14 protein-coding genes and 3 pseudogenes are annotated in these 17,394 nt (G+C 68.9%); 7 read left to right on the plus strand and 10 right to left on the minus strand.

What is annotated here, in order from left to right; genetic code table 11:
* Nucleotides 1-2: 2 nt before the first annotated feature.
* The 4 genes and pseudogenes from BN4348_RS50090 to BN4348_RS50105 form a co-directional block, all read right to left on the minus strand.
* On the minus strand, nt 3-2,396 hold the full coding sequence (locus BN4348_RS50090) for a cation-translocating P-type ATPase (RefSeq protein ID WP_066915524.1): 2,394 nt from the start codon (nt 2,394-2,396) through the stop codon (nt 3-5).
* Complete coding sequence (locus BN4348_RS50095) at nt 2,393-3,985, minus strand: serine hydrolase (RefSeq protein ID WP_066915525.1); 1,593 nt, start codon at nt 3,983-3,985, stop codon at nt 2,393-2,395. Before BN4348_RS50095 ends, BN4348_RS50090 begins: the two co-directional genes overlap by 4 nt.
* A gap of 19 nt (nt 3,986-4,004) precedes the next feature.
* Nucleotides 4,005-5,135, minus strand: a complete 1,131-nt coding sequence (locus BN4348_RS50100; protein WP_407937928.1) for an MBL fold metallo-hydrolase — start codon at nt 5,133-5,135, stop codon at nt 4,005-4,007.
* A pseudogene (locus BN4348_RS50105) lies at nt 5,033-5,674 on the minus strand (enoyl-CoA hydratase); the annotation flags it as partial. The pseudogene BN4348_RS50105 and the gene BN4348_RS50100, both read right to left, overlap by 103 nt.
* 26 nt (nt 5,675-5,700) lie before the next feature.
* Between BN4348_RS50105 and BN4348_RS50110 the strand changes: the two are divergent.
* Nucleotides 5,701-7,185, plus strand: coding sequence for an acetyl-coenzyme A carboxylase carboxyl transferase subunits beta/alpha (locus BN4348_RS50110; protein WP_066915529.1), 1,485 nt, complete (start codon nt 5,701-5,703; stop codon nt 7,183-7,185).
* A gap of 65 nt (nt 7,186-7,250) precedes the next feature.
* On the opposite strand, the gene BN4348_RS50115 is transcribed toward BN4348_RS50110, so the two are convergent.
* Entirely contained in the window at nt 7,251-7,823 is a 573-nt protein-coding gene (locus BN4348_RS50115) for a TetR/AcrR family transcriptional regulator (protein ID WP_066915533.1), read from the minus strand.
* Nucleotides 7,824-7,922: 99 nt separating this feature from the next.
* Here BN4348_RS50115 and BN4348_RS50120 point away from each other — a divergent pair, with 99 nt between their 5' ends.
* The 4 genes and pseudogenes from BN4348_RS50120 to BN4348_RS50135 all read left to right on the plus strand — a co-directional run bounded on the left by BN4348_RS50120 (nt 7,923) and on the right by BN4348_RS50135 (nt 11,615).
* Nucleotides 7,923-9,062, plus strand: coding sequence for an FAD-dependent monooxygenase (locus tag BN4348_RS50120; protein ID WP_066915534.1), 1,140 nt, complete (start codon nt 7,923-7,925; stop codon nt 9,060-9,062).
* A gap of 5 nt (nt 9,063-9,067) precedes the next feature.
* A pseudogene (locus tag BN4348_RS50125) lies at nt 9,068-9,427 on the plus strand (carboxyl transferase domain-containing protein); the annotation flags it as partial.
* Between the two features lie 110 nt (nt 9,428-9,537).
* The gene (gene prrA, locus BN4348_RS50130; RefSeq protein ID WP_096866189.1) at nt 9,538-10,248 is read left to right on the plus strand and encodes a two-component system response regulator PrrA; all 711 of its coding nucleotides are present in this window, start codon (nt 9,538-9,540) and stop codon (nt 10,246-10,248) included.
* A gap of 26 nt (nt 10,249-10,274) precedes the next feature.
* Nucleotides 10,275-11,615: a HAMP domain-containing sensor histidine kinase gene (locus BN4348_RS50135; protein ID WP_066915550.1), complete on the plus strand. Its 1,341-nt coding sequence runs from the start codon at nt 10,275-10,277 to the stop codon at nt 11,613-11,615.
* A gap of 68 nt (nt 11,616-11,683) precedes the next feature.
* On the opposite strand, the gene arfC (BN4348_RS63155) is transcribed toward BN4348_RS50135, so the two are convergent.
* From arfC (BN4348_RS63155) to arfA, 4 genes and pseudogenes are all read right to left on the minus strand, one after another.
* Nucleotides 11,684-12,862, minus strand: coding sequence for a channel accessory protein ArfC, sunset domain variant (gene arfC / locus BN4348_RS63155; RefSeq protein ID WP_443677756.1), 1,179 nt, complete (start codon nt 12,860-12,862; stop codon nt 11,684-11,686).
* Between the two features lie 3 nt (nt 12,863-12,865).
* Nucleotides 12,866-12,955, minus strand: a pseudogene (gene arfC / locus BN4348_RS63160) (channel accessory protein ArfC); the annotation flags it as partial.
* The gene (gene arfB / locus BN4348_RS60525) at nt 12,952-13,104 is read right to left on the minus strand and encodes a channel accessory protein ArfB (protein WP_167670476.1); all 153 of its coding nucleotides are present in this window, start codon (nt 13,102-13,104) and stop codon (nt 12,952-12,954) included. The pseudogene arfC (BN4348_RS63160) and the gene arfB, both read right to left, overlap by 4 nt.
* 11 nt (nt 13,105-13,115) lie before the next feature.
* The gene (gene arfA / locus BN4348_RS50150; RefSeq protein WP_235852793.1) at nt 13,116-14,105 is read right to left on the minus strand and encodes a channel-forming protein ArfA/OmpATb; all 990 of its coding nucleotides are present in this window, start codon (nt 14,103-14,105) and stop codon (nt 13,116-13,118) included.
* Between the two features lie 86 nt (nt 14,106-14,191).
* Here arfA and BN4348_RS50155 point away from each other — a divergent pair, with 86 nt between their 5' ends.
* Together BN4348_RS50155 and BN4348_RS50160 are read left to right on the plus strand one after the other, a co-directional pair.
* A complete protein-coding gene (locus BN4348_RS50155; protein ID WP_066915552.1) occupies nt 14,192-14,455 on the plus strand; it encodes a DUF2630 family protein in 264 nt (87 codons plus the stop codon).
* Nucleotides 14,452-16,029: a phytoene desaturase family protein gene (locus tag BN4348_RS50160; RefSeq protein ID WP_066915554.1), complete on the plus strand. Its 1,578-nt coding sequence runs from the start codon at nt 14,452-14,454 to the stop codon at nt 16,027-16,029. The genes BN4348_RS50155 and BN4348_RS50160 overlap by 4 nt, the downstream gene beginning before the upstream one ends.
* Here the strand turns inward: BN4348_RS50160 and BN4348_RS50165 are convergent.
* Complete coding sequence (locus BN4348_RS50165; protein WP_066915556.1) at nt 16,026-17,321, minus strand: citrate synthase; 1,296 nt, start codon at nt 17,319-17,321, stop codon at nt 16,026-16,028. The two genes, BN4348_RS50160 and BN4348_RS50165, sit on opposite strands and share 4 nt — an antisense overlap.
* Between the last annotated feature and the right edge of the window lie 73 nt (nt 17,322-17,394).

Genomic DNA, 17,394 nt, shown 5'->3' on the forward strand with positions numbered 1-17,394 from the left:
TTTTACTTGGCGGCCGCCACCGGCTCGCGCCACAGCCGCGGCTGCACGCCCAGCATCCTGGCCCGGATCCACCAGGTCGCCTCGATCGCGGCGGCGCCCAGCACCCCAATCCCCAGCGCGGTCGACGTCACCACCAGATTGGACGGGTCGAGCAGGAACTTCTGCTGGGCCAGCGGGATGCTGAAGATCACCACGTATGCCAGGCCGGAGCAAACGACCAGCGCCACCCGCCACCACTGGTACGGGCGCGCAGCCACCGCGAGCACCCAGAGCGCGCTCACCAGCAACGTGATCAGCGCCGCGGTCGACGCCTGGTCCTGCTGCTGGAACGACGCGTGCCGGCCGTGGTAGGCCACCAGGTAGGAGACGAACGTCGCGACGCCGACGACAAGTCCCGACGGCAGCGCGGAGCTCAACACCCGCCGCACGAAGCCCGGGTGGGCGCGTTCGTTGTTGGGCGCCAGCGACAGGATGAACGACGGGATCCCGATGGTGAACCATGCCGCGATGGTGACGTGGATCGGCTGGAAAGGGTACAGCAGCGGGTCGGCGTGGAGGGGTTTGGCGAGCAGGCATTCGATGCCCACCAGCAGCGCCAGCAGCACCGAGTACACCGTCTTGGTCAGGAACAGGGTGGCGACCCGCTCGATGTTGCCGATCACCCGCCGACCCTCGCCGACCACATACGGCAGCGTGGCAAACCTGTTGTCCAGCAGGACGATCTGCGCCACCGCGCGCGACGCCGGGCTGCCGGCGCCCATCGCGACACCGATATCGGCGTCCTTGAGGGCCAGCACATCGTTGACGCCGTCGCCGGTCATCGCGACGGTGTGGCCGTGCGATTGCAGGGCGCGCACGATGGCGCGCTTCTGGTCGGGCCGCACCCGGCCGAAGGTGGTGTGATCGTCCAGCGCGTCGGCCAGTTCCGCCGGTTCGGTGGGCAATCGCCGCGCGTCCACCGCGTCGCCACGCAGCCCGAGCTTGCCCGCGACGGCGCCCACCGACACCGCGTTGTCGCCGGAGATCACCTTGACCGAAACATCTTGGGCCGCAAAATAGTCCAGCGTCTCGCGGGCGTCGGGGCGCACCTTCTGTTCGAGCACCACCAGCGCGACCGGCGTGACCCGGCCCGGCGCCGCCGGATCATCCACCGCCGACTCGGAGCGACCCAACAGCAGCACCCGCAGCCCTCGCGCCCCGATCACCTCGGCCCGTTGCGCTTCGGCCGACGTGGGATCAAGCAGAACGTCGGGCGCGCCGATCACCCAGTCACCGTGATCGCCGAAGGACACGCCGCTCCACTTGGTGGCCGACTTGAACGGCGCAGTCGCGGTGCGCGTCCACCCGGGTGGCCGGTCGTACGTCGCGCCGATGGCCTGCATGCTCGCGTTGGGTCGGGCGTCTTGCGCGGCCAGCGCGGCCAGTGCGTCGGCGACCGCTTCGGAGTGCGCGGCGCCCACCTCGATGACCTCAGCGACCCGCATACCGCTTTCGGTGAGGGTGCCGGTCTTGTCGGCGCACACGACGTCGACCCGCGCCAAGCCCTCGATGGCGGGCAGTTCCTGCACGAGGCACTGGCGTTGCCCCAGCCGTATGACCCCGACCGCGAACGCCACCGACGTCAGCAGGACCAGGCCCTCGGGCACCATGGGCACCAGCGCGCCGACCGTGCGCAGCACGGACTGCCGCCACCCGGCGTGCGTGGTGAAGAACTGCGTGTAGATCGTCAACAGACCGGCCGGCACCAACAGGTAGGTGACAAACTGCAGAATGAGGTTGATCCCATTGCGCAGCTCGGATTTCACCAAGCTGAACTTCCTGGCCTCCTCGGCGAGCTTGGCGGCATAGGCCTCGGGGCCGACCTTGGTGGCGCGGTAGGCGCCGACGCCGGTGACCACGAAGCTGCCCGACATCACCGCGTCGGCCGGGGCCTTGGTGATCGGGTCCGCTTCGCCGGTCAACAGCGACTCGTCGACCTCGAGGTTCTCCCCCTCGACGATCTCGCCGTCGACGACGACCTGATCCCCGGGCCCCAGCTCGATGATGTCGTCGAGCACAACCTCGCCCGGCAACAGTGTTCGAGTGCCGGATTCCCTGCGCACCAACGGTTTCGCCTGTCCGACGATCGCAAGCTTGTCCAGCGTCTGCTTGGCTCGGATCTCCTGGACCATGCCGATGACGCTGTTCGCGACGATGAGCAGTCCGAACAGCCCGTTGATGACCGAGCCCGTCGCCAGCACGATCGCCAGCAGCACGCCCAGGATCGCATTGATCCGGGTGAAGACGTTGGCCCGAACGATTGCCGCGACACTGCGGGTGGCGCGTTCCGGGACGGCGTTGCTCAAGCCCGCGGCTACCCGCTGTGCCACCTCGGCATCGGTGAGGCCCGCGATCATCGGGTGAAGGTTCCCAGCTTGTCGGAGTCGAAGTACTCCAGGTTCAGGGTGGGCACCGGCGAACCAGAAAACGTAGCCTTGGAAATGGTTCCGGGCGGCGCGTTTTCGTCGGTAACCGGGAAGGTGAACGTGTCACCGTCCCAGTGCGCCAACGTGAATGTCCGATTCTTCGGCCCGACCGACAGCTGTAGCGCGCCGTCGCGCGCGGTCACCACCGCCGGGCCCCAGTAGTCGCTGGCGTAGACGCCGGCATAGTCGCTAAGCGGTCTGGGCGGCGCGGGGGTGGCCGGGGGCTGCTTGCCGACCAGCGAGCCTTCGGGGTTGTTCATCCAACCGATCGCCTGCCGGTACAGGTCGGACCAGTTCTCGCGAATCTGGCCGTACTGCACCAGATCCATGAATTCGGCGGTCAGCGTCTCCGGCACGCCGATGGGTGCGGCGTTGGTGAGCGCGATGATGCCCAGGTCCTCGGACGGCATCACCACGAAGTTCGTCGCCGCCCCCAACGAGAAAGCGCCGGAATGGCTGTATTCCGTGCGGCCAGACGAGGCCACCGAGACGTTGAAGCCGTATCCGTAGAAGCCGGAGCGTGCCTTGGGTGTGGTTGCGCGAGCCGAGACGACCTGCGCGGTGGTCGCCGGCAGCAGCGCCTCGGGTGATGCGATGCGCTGGCCTTGGTAAGTTCCGTTGCCCAGCAACATGATCAGCCAGCGCGCCATGTCGTTGACCGTCGAGCTCACCCCGCCCGCGGCCGACTGGGGATCCGGATCGCGTTGAAAGCGCGGCTCCCACTTGTCGCCGACCTTGACGTGGTTGGCGGCGCGGTTGGGCTTGGCGATGAAGTCAGCGAAGCGCGAACTCGTGGCCGCCATACCCAGCGGGCGGTACAGCACCTCATCGGAGAGGTCTTCCCATGGTTTGCCCGCCGCCGCCGCCACCGCCTCGGCCGCGGCGGTCACGCCGAAGTTGGTGTAGGCGTAGCTGTTTCGAAACGGCGCGAGCGGCAAGTACTTCAGGCGCTCGAGCACCTGCCGGCGGTCGTAGCCGAGATCCTCCAGCTTGTCACCGGCGTGGTCGGGCAACCCGGAGCGGTGCGAATACAGGTCGGCGATCGTCGCGTGGCCGCTGACATAGGGATCGCTCAGCGCGAACCGCGGCAGCTTCGACACCACGGGCGTGTCCCAGGCGACGACGTTGCCGCTGATTTCGTGTGCCACCACCGTCGCGCCGACCGATTTCGACACCGACGCCAATTGGAAGACGGTGTCGGCGTCGACCTTGTTGTCTTGTGCGTCACCTCTACTCGTATCTCTGACCCCAAAGCCCTTGGCATATACGGTCTTTCCGCCGTGGACGATGGCCACGGCCATGCCGGGGATGCCGGTGCTCTTCATCAGGTCGCCGACCAGGCCGTCGACCTTTGCTATGGCGTCGTCGATGCGCCCGGCGGGGATCTCGACGCCCGACACCTCGTTGGGCGGCGCGCCAGACGGAGCGGGCGGTGGCGAGGACACTGGCGGCGCGGGCCGGCACCCCGTCAACGCGAGCAAGGCCAGCGCCACAGCGGCCGTCGCCGCACGTTTCGTCATGGCGGAACTCTAACGTGGGTTAGAGCCGCCACCAGGGGTTGAAGCTGCGGGGCGCGGCGGGATCGATGCGTTGGCCCGGTAGGGGCACAGCCACCTGTACGTGTGCGGGTTCAGCCGCCTTCAACACCCGCTCGACCGGCTCGGCCCACGGGTGGGGGGCCAGCCGGAACGTCCCCCAATGGATGGGGACCAGCAGCCCCGAGCCCGAGTCGGTGACGTCCAGGTGCGCGCGAACCGCCTCCTCGGGGTTCATGTGGATGTCCGGCCATGCCGTGTTGTACGCGCCGATGGGCAGCAGGGTCAGGTCGAACGGGCCGTGGTCGGCCCCGATCTGCGCGAAGCTCTTGGTGTAGCCGGTGTCGCCGCCGAAATACGCGCGATGACTCGGGCCAAGAAAGGCCCAGGACGCCCACAGCGTGGTGTTGCGATCCAGGAATCGCCCCGAAAAGTGCCGCGCCGGCATGCAAATCACGGTGAGCTCGTCCAGCTTGGCGCCCTGATGCCAGTCGAGTTCGACGATGCGGTGCTCGGGAATTCCCCACGCACGCAGGTGGGCGCCGACCCCCAGTGGCACGAAAAACGGGGCCCGCTGGGTGTGCGCCAGCGCAAGGACCGTGTCGATGTCGAGGTGGTCGTAGTGGTCGTGGCTGATCACCACCGCATCGACGGCGGGCAGCCCCTCCAATTGCACCGGCGGCGGATGCAGCCGCTGCGGCCCGACGACGTCCGACGGCGAGCATCGGTCGCTCCAGACCGGATCGGTGAGCACCCGGTAACCGTCGATCTCCACCAGCGCCGTCGAGTGGCCGAACCAGCTGACGGCCAGCCGGCTGGCGGCGCCGTCGAAGATTTCGGGCGCGGCCAACGGGATCGGCGCTTTCGGCCGGCTGCCGCCGCGCCCGGCCAGCAGCTCCCACACGATGAGCCGCAACTCCTCGCGGTCCATCTTGTAGATCGAGGCGGGGTCGAGGTTGACGAACTCGCCGTCGGAATAGTTGGGCGACGCCTCCGCCACCGCCCGGATCGACGCGGGCGACGCGCCGANTCTTTGTGCTCCGGCCAGGCTTCCTGAATGGCGCCGTCGTCGTTGAGCACCCGCTTGGCGTGCTGTATCGCCAGCGGCGCCAGGCCCGCGACCTCGGCGGCCCAGGCCTGGGCGTCGGCCAGCGTCCCGATGCGGTTGACCATTCCGGTCTGCAGCGCCACCTCGGTGGTGAGCTTCTCCGCGGTCAGCAGCATGGCGCGGGCCCGTCCGTGGCCGACCAGCGACGACAGCCGGCGGATGCTCCAGTTGTCCAGGGCCAGGCCGTATTTCGCGGTCGGAAACTGAAAGAAAGCGTCGGGCGCGGCGACCCGCAGGTCACATTGCATGGCCAGCTGCAAACCGGCGCCGATGGCGGGGCCGTTGATGGCCCCGATCACCACGATGGGAGCCGCGTCCATGACCTTGTGCAGCTCGATGAGCCGGTCGGGATAGTCGGCGGCGAAGGCGTCCCCCGACAGGTCCGCGCCGGCGCAGAATACGGTGCCCTGGCCGGTCAGCACGATCACGCGGGTCGATCCGTCGTCGCCGGCCTTGGCGATGGCCTCCCGCAGCTCGTCGACGAGCTGGGAATTCAGGGCATTGCGACGCTCGGGGCGCTGCAGCTCGATGGTCATAACGGCTTCGGTCTGGGTCACGCCGATCATCAACCCAGCCTATATAGCCTCGTCTGGTGACCCGCACCACGACCGGACAGCTGCTGGATGCCGTGCTCGACGAGGGCTCGTTCGTCAGCTGGGACAGCGATCCGATGGCGGTTCCGGTGTCGGATTCCTACGCCCGGGAGCTGGCCGAGGCGCGCGCCGCCACCGGCCTGGACGAAGCGGTGCTCACCGGCGAGGGCCGCATATCCGGGCGCCGCGTGGCGGTGGTGGTGTGCGAGTTCGACTTCCTCGGCGGTTCGATCGGGGTGGCCGCGGCCGAGCGCATCACCGCCGCCGTGGAACGCGCGACCGCCGAGCGGCTGCCCCTGCTGGCGTCGCCGAGCTCCGGCGGCACCCGCATGCAGGAGGGCACGGTCGCGTTTTTGCAGATGGTCAAGATCGCCGCGGCCGTCACGCTGCACAAGCGCGCGCACCTGCCCTATCTGGTCTACCTGCGCCACCCGACCACCGGCGGGGTGTTCGCCTCGTGGGGGTCGCTGGGCCACATCACCGTCGCCGAGCCGGGCGCCCTGATCGGCTTTCTCGGACCCCGGGTGTATGAGCTGCTTTACGGCGAACCCTTCCCGGCCGGCATCCAGACCGCGGAGAACTTGCAGCGCCACGGGGTGATCGACGGCGTCGTCCCGCTCGAGGAGCTGCGCCGCACGCTGGATCGCGCGCTGCGTGTGATCGCCGACCCGCCCGAGCCGCTGTCCGATCCGGAGCCGCCCGAGCCGACGCCCGAGATGCCGGCGTGGGACTCCGTCGTGGCGTCGCGGCGGCCGGAGCGGCCCGGTGTCGAGACTCTGCTGCGGCACGGCGCCGCCGACTGCGTGCTGTTGTCCGGCACGGGCGGCGGGGAGGCGGCGACGACGCTGCTGGCGCTGGCCCGCTTCAACGGTCAGCCCACCGTGGTCCTCGGCCAGCAGCGTGGCCCGGGCGAATCGGAAATGGGCGGGGTCGGTCCCGCGGCGCTGCGTGAGGCCCGGCGCGGCATGGCCCTGGCCGCCGAGCTGCGCCTGCCGCTGGTGCTGCTGATCGACACCGCCGGACCGGCGCTGTCGGCCGAGGCCGAGGAGGGCGGGCTGGCCGGCCAGATCGCCCAGTGCCTGGCCGAGCTCGTCACGCTGGAGACCCCGACGGTGTCGGTCCTGTTGGGTCAGGGCAGCGGTGGACCGGCGCTGGCGATGGTGCCCGCCGACCGCGTGCTGGCCGCGCTGCACGGCTGGCTGGCGCCGCTGCCGCCGGAGGGAGCCAGCGCGATCGTCTTCCGCGACACCGCCCATGCTCCGGAACTTGCTGCCGCCCAAGGGATTCGGTCGCGTGATCTGTTGGACTCCGGAATCGTCGACGCGATCGTGCCCGAGCATCCCGACGCCGCCGACGAGCCGGTCGAGTTCAGCCAACGACTCTCGCGCGCCATCGCCGCGGAGGTACGGGCGCTGCGCGAGACGCCCCCGGCCGAGCGCTTGGACGCGCGCCTGCGGCGTTACCGCCGCATCGGGCTGCGTTGAATCCGGACGCCTCCTCGACACGTAAACCACGCACACGACACGCCGGGCGGAAACGTTGCAATGGCTTATGTCTCGGCGATGGCGGCGTCGTCGTCGGGCAGCCCGAGGTAGCGCTGGATCGTCGGCCCGAGCCAATCGACGATTTCGTCGCGCGACATCTCGACGACCGGGGGCAGTCGTAACACGAAGCGGCACAGCGCCATACCGAGGATCTGCGTGGCGATCAGCCCGGCCCGCACACCGGATTCCCCGGCGGGCACCAGGGTGGCGACCAGCGGCTGCAGCTGGGCCCCGAAGATCTCGTGCATCCGTTGGGCGGCTTCGCCGTTGGTGGCGCTGGAGCGCAGCAGGATGACCAGCGCCTCGTCGCCCTCCCAGCGTTCGAGGAAGTGGCGCACCACAGACCGCCCGACCTGCCTCCGGTCAGTCGAGGCCAAGTCCGGAAACCTCAGGTCAAAGTCCGCCGCCGCAGCGAACAGCTTGTCCTTGCTGCCGTAGTACCGCATCACCATCGCGGGATCGACCCCGGCGTCGGCGGCGATGGCCCGGATGGTGGCGGCCTGGAACCCGGATGCGCCGAACCGCTCGCGAGCGGCCGTCAGGATGGCCGCCTTGGTTTCTTCCGACGATCTCCTCATGTCAACAATTGTAGGCCAACAAGTGTTGACATCCGCGCATCGCCGCGCCAGCATGGAGTTATGCCAACAAGCGTTGACCTAAGACGAGAGGGGCCTTCCATGAACGACACCGACGTCCTGGTGGTCGGCGCCGGGCCCACCGGCCTCGCGCTGGGCGCTTCGCTGATCGCCCGCGGGGTGCGCGCGGTCCTGGTGGACAGGCTGGCCGAGGGGCAGAACACCACTCGCGCGGCCGCGGTGAACGCCCGCACCCTGGAGGTGCTGGAGGATCTCGACGTGGCCCGGCGAATGGTCAAAGCGGGGCTGATCGCGCCGCGATTCACGATCCGCCAGGGCCGGCTCATCCTCATGCCGGTCGAATTCAGCGGGCTGCCCACGAAGCATCCGTACACCTTGATGCTCTCGCAGGCCGACACCGAACGGCTGCTGTTGGAGCGCCTGCACGAACTGGGCGGGAAGGTGATCCGGCCCAAGACCTTGAGCCGCCTCGCCCAGGACACGGGCGGCGTCACCGCCACTTTCGACGACGGCGAGACCATCCGGGCCGGCTACGTCGTCGGGGCCGACGGCATGCACAGCACCGTCCGCGAACACGCCGGAATCGGTTTCACCGGAGGCGAATTCGCCGAATCGTTCGCGCTCGCCGACGTCCGGCTGGCCGGCGCGGCGCCCCGCGACGAGGTGATCCTGTTCTATGCCCGGGAGGGCCTGAACGTGCTGGCGCCGCTGCCGGGCGACATCTTCCGCATCGTCGCCCCGGTCGCGAACGCACCGAAGGAACCGTCGGCGGAGTTCGTCCAGGGCCTGCTGGACGCCCGGGGCTTCGGGCCCGGCGAATTGAAGGTCACCGAGTTGCTGTGGGGGACGCGATTCCACATCCACCACCGCGTCGCCGACAACTACCGGAACGGCCGGCTGCTGCTTGCCGGCGACGCGGCCCACGTGCACAGCCCCGCCGGTGGCCAGGGCATGAACCTTGGCATCGCCGACGCGATCGCATTGGGCGGCGCGCTCACGGACGTCCTCCGCGGGAGTTCCGACGCCGCGCTGGACGCCTACGCCGCCACGCAGCGTGGGCGGGCAGAGCAGGTGCTGAAGCTGACCGGGCGGCTGACCCGCGTCTCCACCCTGCCGCGCTCGCTGCGACCGATCCGCAACTCGGCGATGCGCCTGGCCGCGCGCGTCCCCGGCGTGCGACGGCAGCTGGCGGTGCAGCTGAGCGGCCTGGGGCGTCGTTAACGNCCTATCTGGTCTACCTGCGCCACCCGACCACCGGCGGGGTGTTCGCCTCGTGGGGGTCGCTGGGCCACATCACCGTCGCCGAGCCGGGCGCCCTGATCGGCTTTCTCGGACCCCGGGTGTATGAGCTGCTTTACGGCGAACCCTTCCCGGCCGGCATCCAGACCGCGGAGAACTTGCAGCGCCACGGGGTGATCGACGGCGTCGTCCCGCTCGAGGAGCTGCGCCGCACGCTGGATCGCGCGCTGCGTGTGATCGCCGACCCGCCCGAGCCGCTGTCCGATCCGGAGCCGCCCGAGCCGACGCCCGAGATGCCGGCGTGGGACTCCGTCGTGGCGTCGCGGCGGCCGGAGCGGNGGGGCGTCGTTAACGGAGAGCGAACGCAAAAGTCCCTAATCGGGACCGGTTTGGGGGGCTATTGCGTCTGCCGGCGCCAAGTCGCGCCTCCCACCGCCGAAAGCAGCGATCCGGCACAATGGGCCGCATGGACACTGGTGCCACCTCGCCTCGGGTCTTGGTCGTCGACGACGACTCTGACGTGCTCGCCTCGCTGGAACGCGGCCTGCGCCTATCCGGGTTCGAGGTGTCGACGGCGGTCGACGGCGCCGAGGCCCTGCGCAGCGCCACCGAGACGCGCCCGGACGCGATCGTGCTCGACATCAACATGCCCGTCCTGGACGGCGTCAGCGTCGTCACGGCGCTGCGAGCCATGGACAACGACGTGCCGGTCTGTGTGCTGTCCGCCCGCAGCTCGGTCGACGACCGGGTGGCGGGGCTGGAGGCCGGCGCCGACGATTACCTGGTCAAGCCGTTCGTGCTGGCCGAGCTGGTCGCGCGGGTCAAGGCGCTGCTGCGCCGCCGCGGCTCCACCGCGACGTCGTCCTCGGAAACCATCACCGTCGGGCCCCTGGAGGTGGACATCCCCGGCCGCCGGGCGCGGGTGAACGGCGTCGACGTCGACCTGACCAAGCGGGAGTTCGACCTGCTGGCGGTGCTGGCCGAGCACAAGACCGCGGTACTGTCCCGCGCGCAGCTGTTGGAGCTGGTGTGGGGGTATGACTTCGCCGCCGACACCAACGTCGTCGACGTGTTCATTGGCTACCTGCGCCGCAAGCTGGAGGCAAACGGCGGCCCGCGGCTGCTGCACACCGTCCGCGGAGTCGGGTTTGTGCTGCGAATGCAGTAACCACGCAGTAACCAGATGACGCGGCCATGAACCTTCTGTCCCGGATCTTCGCCCGTACGCCCTCGCTGCGGACCCGGGTGGTGCTCGCGACGGCCATCGGCGCCGCGATCCCGGTGCTCATCGTCGGCGCCGTGGTCTGGGTGGGAATCACCAACGACCGCAAGGAGCGGCTCGACCGCCGGCTCGACGAGGCGGCCGGTTTCGCGATCCCCTTCCTGCCGCGCGGCCTCGACGAAATCCCGCGTTCGCCCAACGACCGCGACGCCATCATGACGATCCGCCGCGGCAACCTGGTCAAGTCGAACTCCGACGTCACGCTGCCCAAGCTGGATGTCGACTACGGCGACGCCTACGTCAACGGGGTGCGTTACCGGGTCCGGACGGTGGAGATTCCCGGGCCCGGGCCGAGTTCGCTCGCCGTAGGCGCGACGTATGACGCCACCATCGCCGAGACCAACAACTTGCACCGCCGGGTGATGCTGATCTGCGGATTCGCCATCGGCGCGGCAGCGGTGTTCGCATGGCTGCTGGCCGTTTTCGCGGTGCGCCCGTTCAAACAGCTCGCCCAGCAGACCCGGCTGATCGACGCCGGGGACGAGGCGCCGCGCGTCGAAGTGCACGGCGCCAGCGAGGCCGTCGAGATCGCCGAGGCGATGCGAGGCATGCTGCAGCGCATCTGGGACGAGCAGATCCGGACCAAGGAGGCGCTCGAATCGGCGCGCGACTTCGCGGCGGTGTCCTCCCACGAGCTGCGCACTCCGCTCACCGCGATGCGCACCAACCTCGAGGTGCTCTCCACCCTGGACCTGGCCGACGACCAGCGCAAAGAAGTGCTCAACGACGTCATCCGCACGCAGTCGCGGATCGAGGCCACCCTGAGCGCGCTGGAGCGGTTGGCCCAGGGCCAGCTGTCGACGTCGGACGATCAGGTTCCGGTCGACATCACCGAGTTGCTCGACCGCGCCGCGCACGACGCGATGCGGGTCTACCCGGAACTCGAAGTGTCGCTGGCGCCTTCGCCGACCTGCATCATCGTGGGGCTGCCGGCCGGGTTGCGGCTGGCGGTCGACAACGCGATCGCCAACGCCGTCAAACACGGTGGCGCGACCCGGGTTCAGCTGTCGGCGGTCAGTTCGCGGGCCGGGGTGGAGATCGCCGTCGACGACAACGGCAGCGGGGTTCCGGAGGCCGAGCGCCACGTGGTGTTCGAGCGGTTCTCGCGGGGCTCGACCGCCTCGCATTCGGGCTCGGGCCTAGGGCTGGCCCTGGTGGCCCAGCAGGCCCACCTGCACGGCGGGACGGCCTCGCTGGAAGACAGCCCGCTGGGCGGCGCGCGGCTCCTGCTGCGCATCCCTGCCCCGGGCTGACGCTGCTCCGAACGTCGAGTGGTTGCGCGAAATCACGCCTTTTGGCGCAACAACTCCACGTTCGGCGGTTACTTCCGCGAGCTCTTGCGCCACGGCGTGAAACAGGCCCGTGCCGCGGACTCTTCGTCCTTGAACCAGACCTGGGCGACGGTCGGATCGTAGGTCTCGTCCTCGGGCGTGTAGTAAAGCCGGGTATCCGAACGGCCCTTCACCAGCCAACCCGACGGTCCGCCACCGTCCGGGGTGGCGCGGGCCGAGCCGGGGCCGTAGGGCTCATACGGCAAGACGGGCGTCCATGTGGTGGGCGACTCCGCGGCCGGCAGCTCCTTCAGCGGCGGCCGCATGCCGGGCGGCGCCTTTTTCACCGGGCGTCCCTTGGCGCCCGGGGGCCTCCTGCCGGGCGGAATCTTCTTGCCCGGTGGGACCTTCCGCGGCGGCGCCTTCCGCGCGCCCGGAAGCCTCTTCGCCGGTGCCCCTTTCGCGGGCGTGCGAGCCTTCCTCGGCGGGGCCTTCTTCGGGGCCGAGCCGTCGGCCTTCGGCTCTTGGGCAGCCGCGGCCCTCTTCACCAGGAACCTTCTGATGAACGAAAACCTTTTCTTGGGCTGCTTTTTCGTCTCCGGAGTCGCCGTGGGCTCGTCCCCCTCGGGAAGCTCCGCGGCCGGTGGCTCTTGCTCCCCTGGGATAAATGTCGTCGGGTGTTCTTGCTCCGCGGGAAGCTCCGTGGCAGGTGACTCATTCGAGACGGCAAAGTCCGCGGCCGGCGGCTCATCCGCGACGGGAACCCCCGCGGCAGGCGGCTCATCCGCGACAGGAAGCCCCGCGGCCGGCGGCTCATCCGCGACAGGAAGCCCCGCGGCCGGCGGCTCTTGTTCCACCGGGATGATTGTCGTCGGGTGTTCTCGCTTTGCGAGGAGGTCCAGGGCCGGCGACGCTTCGGCGACGCGGACCTCCGTCGCAGGTGACTCATCCGCCACGGCAGGCTCCGCCGCCGGCGGCTCCTGCTCCACCTCAATCGCAATCGTCGGGTGTTCCTCGACCGGAATCGTTGTCGTCGGCGGTTCTTCCTCGACGGGAATCACACTTGTCGGTGACTCCTGCTCGACGGGGCGCGTGGTTGTCGGCGCGTGGTCGTCGCCCGGGACGTCGATCGCGAAGAACTCATACGGGGCCGGAATCCTCGTCGTGGCCGGCTCGGACTCGACATCCGCGGCGCCGGCCAACGCGTCCGCGGGCGCTGCCGCCGGCATCGGACGTTTGACGGGGCGCACCGCGAGCGCGAGCGTCAACGCCAAACCCATCACGAAAGACAGGCTGAAGAGCAGCCAGTGCACGTGGCTCATCGCTCCCCGCCTATTCCGCGAGCCGTCGAGGCGGAAGGGACTTCGTCAACGTCGACGCGTTTGTTCATGATGTTGGCGATCACCCGCGCAACGGCCGAGCCTGCCACGAAAGCGAGGAGGTACCACAACCACTGGATCACGAAATCCATGCCGGATCTCCTTAACTGACAACGATTTCGACGCGACGGTTCTTGGCGCGGCCCTCCGCCGTGTCGTTCGACGCGATGGGGTTTGCCGAGCCGAGGCCCTTGACGACCAGCTGGGGGACTGCGACGCCATGGGCAACGAGAAAATCGGCGACTTTTTGCGCCCGCTGGGTGCTCAACGGGACGTTGATCGCCTCGACGCCCGAATTGTCGGCGTAGCCGTTGAGCGTCAGATGCGCGGTCGGACACGCCTTGAGCTTGTCCGACACCTGGGTCAGTATCGGCTCATCGGCCGGGGTCAGGCTGAACCCGTCAGTTGCGAACGCGATCGGTCCACCCGTCACCGCGGTGATCGCCGCTTGCAGGTCGTTGCACTGCACGGCGGCCGGCGCCGCGGGCGGCGGGACCTGCCCGTTGATCACAAGCTTGTCAACGACGTTGAGATTGGACCAGATGCGCACCGCCTCCAGGTGGACGGTGTTGTTTTGGTCCTGCGACGCGGCGGTGCCGGCGAAGGTGATGGTGTCACCGCTCACCGTGAGACTGAAATCGGGAATCGAGGCGCTGTCTTTGAAAAATGGTCCCGCTTTTGCGAAGTCGAGCGCGTCGATATTGGGATTGATGCGGATTTGATCGACGATGTTGACGCCCGGCGGCAGCGCCCCATTAAGCGCCCCCAGTAACGTGGCTTTCGCGGAGTCGTCGGGGAAATCCCCGCTGAGGGTATAGCTATTCCCGATTCGGGTAATCGAGAGCGGCGCCAGCGACAGCTTCCGAGCGGCGGCCCTGCTCGTCGGCGCCGCACCGGCCGGGCCATGCGTGGGTCGGGGTCGCTCGAACGCGCCGTAACCGATCGCCGCAATCAGCAACGGAATAACCATGACTGCAATCATCCACGGAAGGCCGAGCGGCCGCCGGTGCAATTCCGGATCCGGCCCCAAGTCGGTATCTGCGGGCGCTTGCCGCAAATCCACCCCTAACCCCACCATTGCCCCCTCGCTCATTAGTCACCCGCGCTTTCGTTTTGCAGGCGATATGCAGCCTACCGATTCGACGCGGCGGCGCCTGCCAGGTCGGGCACACTGGAGCGATGGGAAACGGCAGAAAACCGACCGACAGCGAAACCCTGGCTTACATCCGCAGCCTCGTCGACGAGGAGAAAACGCTGCGGTCGCAGGTGCAGCACGGCGACATCAGCACGTCGGAGGAGCAGGATCGCCTGCGCCGAGTCGAAGTGGAGCTCGACCAGTGCTGGGACCTGCTGCGGCAGCGCCGCGCGCTGCGCGAAACCGGTGGTGACCCGCGCGAGGCGCTGGTGCGCCCGCCCGACGAGGTCGAGGGCTACCTGAACTGAGCGACGACGACGCCCTCGATGCCGTAGTCGTCGGTGGCGGCCACAACGGGTTGGTCGCGGCCGGTTATCTCGCCCGGGCGGGCCTTCGGGTGCGGTTGTTGGAGCGCCTGGACCGGCCCGGCGGCGCCGCGGTTTCGGCGCAGGCCTTCGACGGGGTGGGGGTTCGTCTGTCGCGCTACTCCTACCTGGTCAGCCTGCTGCCGGCCCGCATCGTCGACGACCTGGGCGCCGCGGTGCGACTGGCCCGCCGGCCGTATTCGTCGTACACGCCGGATCCCGGCACCAGGGGCCGCAGCGGGCTGCTGGTCGGGCGCCCCGGGACGTTCGGTGCCATCGGCGCGGCCGAGGACGAGGGCCGTTTCGCCGCCTTTTACCAACGCTGCCGGGCGGTGACCGAACCGCTCTGGCCCACGCTGCTCGAGCCGCTGCGCACCCGCGAGCAGGCCCGCCGGCACGTCATCGACGGCGGCGATCCCGACGCGGCCGCCGCATGGCGGGCCATGGTCGACGAGCCGATCGGCCGCGCCATCACCGACGCGGTGGGCAATGACCTGGTCCGCGGCGTGATCGCGACAGACGCGCTGATCGGCACGTTCGCTCCCCTCGACGACCCTTCACTGCGGCAGAACATCTGCTTCCTCTACCACGTGCTCGGCGGCGGCGCCGGGCACTGGGACGTCCCCGTCGGCGGGATGGGCTCGCTGACTAGCGCCCTGGTGTCGGCGGCCTCCGGCTATGGCGCCGAAATCATCATCGGTGCAGATGTTTTCGCGGTCGAACCCGACGGCGGGGTGCGCTACCGCTGCGGCGAGAAAGAGCACGAGGTGCGGGGCCGCTTCGTGCTGGCCGGCGTCACACCGACGGTCCTGGCCGGCCTGCTCGGCACGCGGCCGGCGGTCCCGGCCCAGGGTGCACAGGTCAAGGTGAACATGGTGCTGCACCGCCTGCCCCGATTGCGCGACGGCGGCGTCACACCCGAGCAGGCGTTCGCCGGGACGTTCCACGCGAACGAGACCTGGACCCAACTGGACAGCGCGTATCGCCGCGCGGCCGGCGGGCACATCCCGAATCCGCTGCCCTGCGAAGCCTATTGCCATTCGCTGACCGACCCGAGCATCTTGCCGGACGAGTTGCGCCAGTCGGGCGCCCACGCGATGACGGTGTTCGGCCTGCACACCCCGCACTCGCTGTTCGACGGCAGCTACTCCGGCGCCCTGCGCGACCGACTGACGGAATCGGTGCTGGCGTCGCTGAACTCCGTTCTGGCTGAGCCGATTCAGGAGGTGCTGATGAGCGATGCGCACGGCCTGCCATGCATCGAGACGACGACCACCCTGGACTTGCACCGCAAGCTCGGGATGACTGCGGGCAACATCTTCCACGGTGGGCTCACGTGGCCGTTCGCCGACGACGACGACCCGCTGGACACGCCGGCGCGGCGCTGGGGGGTCGCCACCGCGCATGATCGAATCATGTTGTGCGGCTCGGGCGCCCGCCGCGGCGGGGCGGTGTCGGGCATCGGCGGCCACAACGCCGCGATGGCGGTGCTGGCTTCCCTGGCGAGCGGTAACTAGCGGTCGTTGATGGTCGCGTAGTCGCGCTCGGTGTACCCGGTGTAGATCTGGCGCGGGCGGCCGATCTTGCTGTCGCCCTCGTCGTGCATCTCACGCCAGTGCGCGATCCAGCCCGGCAGCCGTCCCAGCGCGAACAGCACCGTGAACATCCGGGTCGGGAAACCGAGCGCCCGATAGATCAGGCCGGTGTAGAAGTCGACGTTGGGGTAGAGCTTGCGCTCGACGAAGTAGTCGTCGGTGAGGGCCGCCTCTTCGAGGTGCTTGGCGATGCTCAGCAGGTCGTCGTCGCCGCCGAGCTTGGCCAGTATCTTGTCGGCCTGCTCCTTGACGATCCGCGCCCGCGGGTCGTAGTTCTTGTAGACGCGGTGCCCGAAGCCCATCAGCTTGACTCCGGCTTCGCGGTTCTTCACCTTCCGGACGAATTCGCCGACGTCGTCGCCGCTCTCGCGGATCTGCTCGAGCATCTCTAGCACCGCCTGGTTGGCGCCGCCGTGCAATGGACCCCACAGCGCGTTGATGCCGCCGGAGATGGATGTGAACAGGTTGGCCCGCGACGAGCCCACCAACCGCACCGTCGACGTCGAGCAGTTCTGCTCGTGGTCGGCGTGCAGGATGAACAGCATGTCCAGCGCCCGGACGATCTCCGGGTCGGCGTGGTACGGCTCGGCCGGCAGCCCGAACGTCATCCGCAGGAAGTTCTCCACCAGGCTCAGCGAGTTGTCCGGGTAGAGGAAGGGCTGTCCGATCGACTTCTTGTAGGCATACGCGGCGATCGTGGGCAGCTTCGCCAGCAGCCGGGTGGTCGACAGCTCGACCTGGCCGTTGTCCACGGGGTCCAGGGCATCGGGATAGTAGGAGCTCAACGCGTTCACCACACTGGACAGCACCGGCATCGGGTGGGCGTTGGGCGGGAAGCCGTCGAAGAAGCGCTTCAGATCCTCGTGCAGCATCGTGTGCCGCTGGATCCGGTTGGTGAACTCGTCCAGCTGCTCCTTGTTCGGCAGCTCGCCGTAGATGAGCAGGTAGCTCACCTCGATGAAGGTCGACTTCTCCGCGAGCTGCTCGATCGGATAGCCGCGGTATCGCAGAATGCCGGCGTCGCCGTCGATGTAGGTGATGGAGCTCTTGCACGAGGCGGTGTTGACGAAGCCGTTGTCGAACGTCGTGTAGCCGGTCTTGGACAGCAGGGGGCCGAGCGCAATCCCGTCGGCTCCTTCGGTGGCGTGCACGACCTCGAGGTCGATCTCGCCCCCTGGGTACTTCAGAGTTGCGGTGTCGTCGGTGTCGGCCACGAGAACCCCTTTGCGCTCTGGCTGATATGGCTGCCCTGACTCGGTGCTTACAGCTGAAGGTAGTCGTTATCGG

The sequence above is a fragment of the Mycobacterium interjectum genome, from assembly GCF_900078675.2.
GTDB lineage: Bacteria > Actinomycetota > Actinomycetes > Mycobacteriales > Mycobacteriaceae > Mycobacterium > Mycobacterium interjectum.

What these genes read in the sequence shown, in the direction of transcription:
- BN4348_RS50090 (WP_066915524.1), bottom strand. Translation starts at nt 2,396, where the DNA reads ATGATCGCGGGCCTCACCGATGCCGAGGTGGCACAGCGGGTAGCCGCG.
- arfB (WP_167670476.1), bottom strand. Translation starts at nt 13,104, where the DNA reads ATGGATTTCGTGATCCAGTGGTTGTGGTACCTCCTCGCTTTCGTGGCA.
- BN4348_RS50120 (WP_066915534.1), top strand. Translation starts at nt 7,923, where the DNA reads ATGAACGACACCGACGTCCTGGTGGTCGGCGCCGGGCCCACCGGCCTC.
- prrA (WP_096866189.1), top strand. Translation starts at nt 9,538, where the DNA reads ATGGGCCGCATGGACACTGGTGCCACCTCGCCTCGGGTCTTGGTCGTC.
- arfC (WP_443677756.1), bottom strand. Translation starts at nt 12,862, where the DNA reads ATGCCGGCGGCAGCGCCCGCGGACGCGTTGGCCGGCGCCGCGGATGTC.
- BN4348_RS50095 (WP_066915525.1), bottom strand. Translation starts at nt 3,985, where the DNA reads ATGACGAAACGTGCGGCGACGGCCGCTGTGGCGCTGGCCTTGCTCGCG.
- BN4348_RS50115 (WP_066915533.1), bottom strand. Translation starts at nt 7,823, where the DNA reads ATGAGGAGATCGTCGGAAGAAACCAAGGCGGCCATCCTGACGGCCGCT.
- arfA (WP_235852793.1), bottom strand. Translation starts at nt 14,105, where the DNA reads ATGAGCGAGGGGGCAATGGTGGGGTTAGGGGTGGATTTGCGGCAAGCG.
- BN4348_RS50135 (WP_066915550.1), top strand. Translation starts at nt 10,275, where the DNA reads ATGAACCTTCTGTCCCGGATCTTCGCCCGTACGCCCTCGCTGCGGACC.
- BN4348_RS50155 (WP_066915552.1), top strand. Translation starts at nt 14,192, where the DNA reads ATGGGAAACGGCAGAAAACCGACCGACAGCGAAACCCTGGCTTACATC.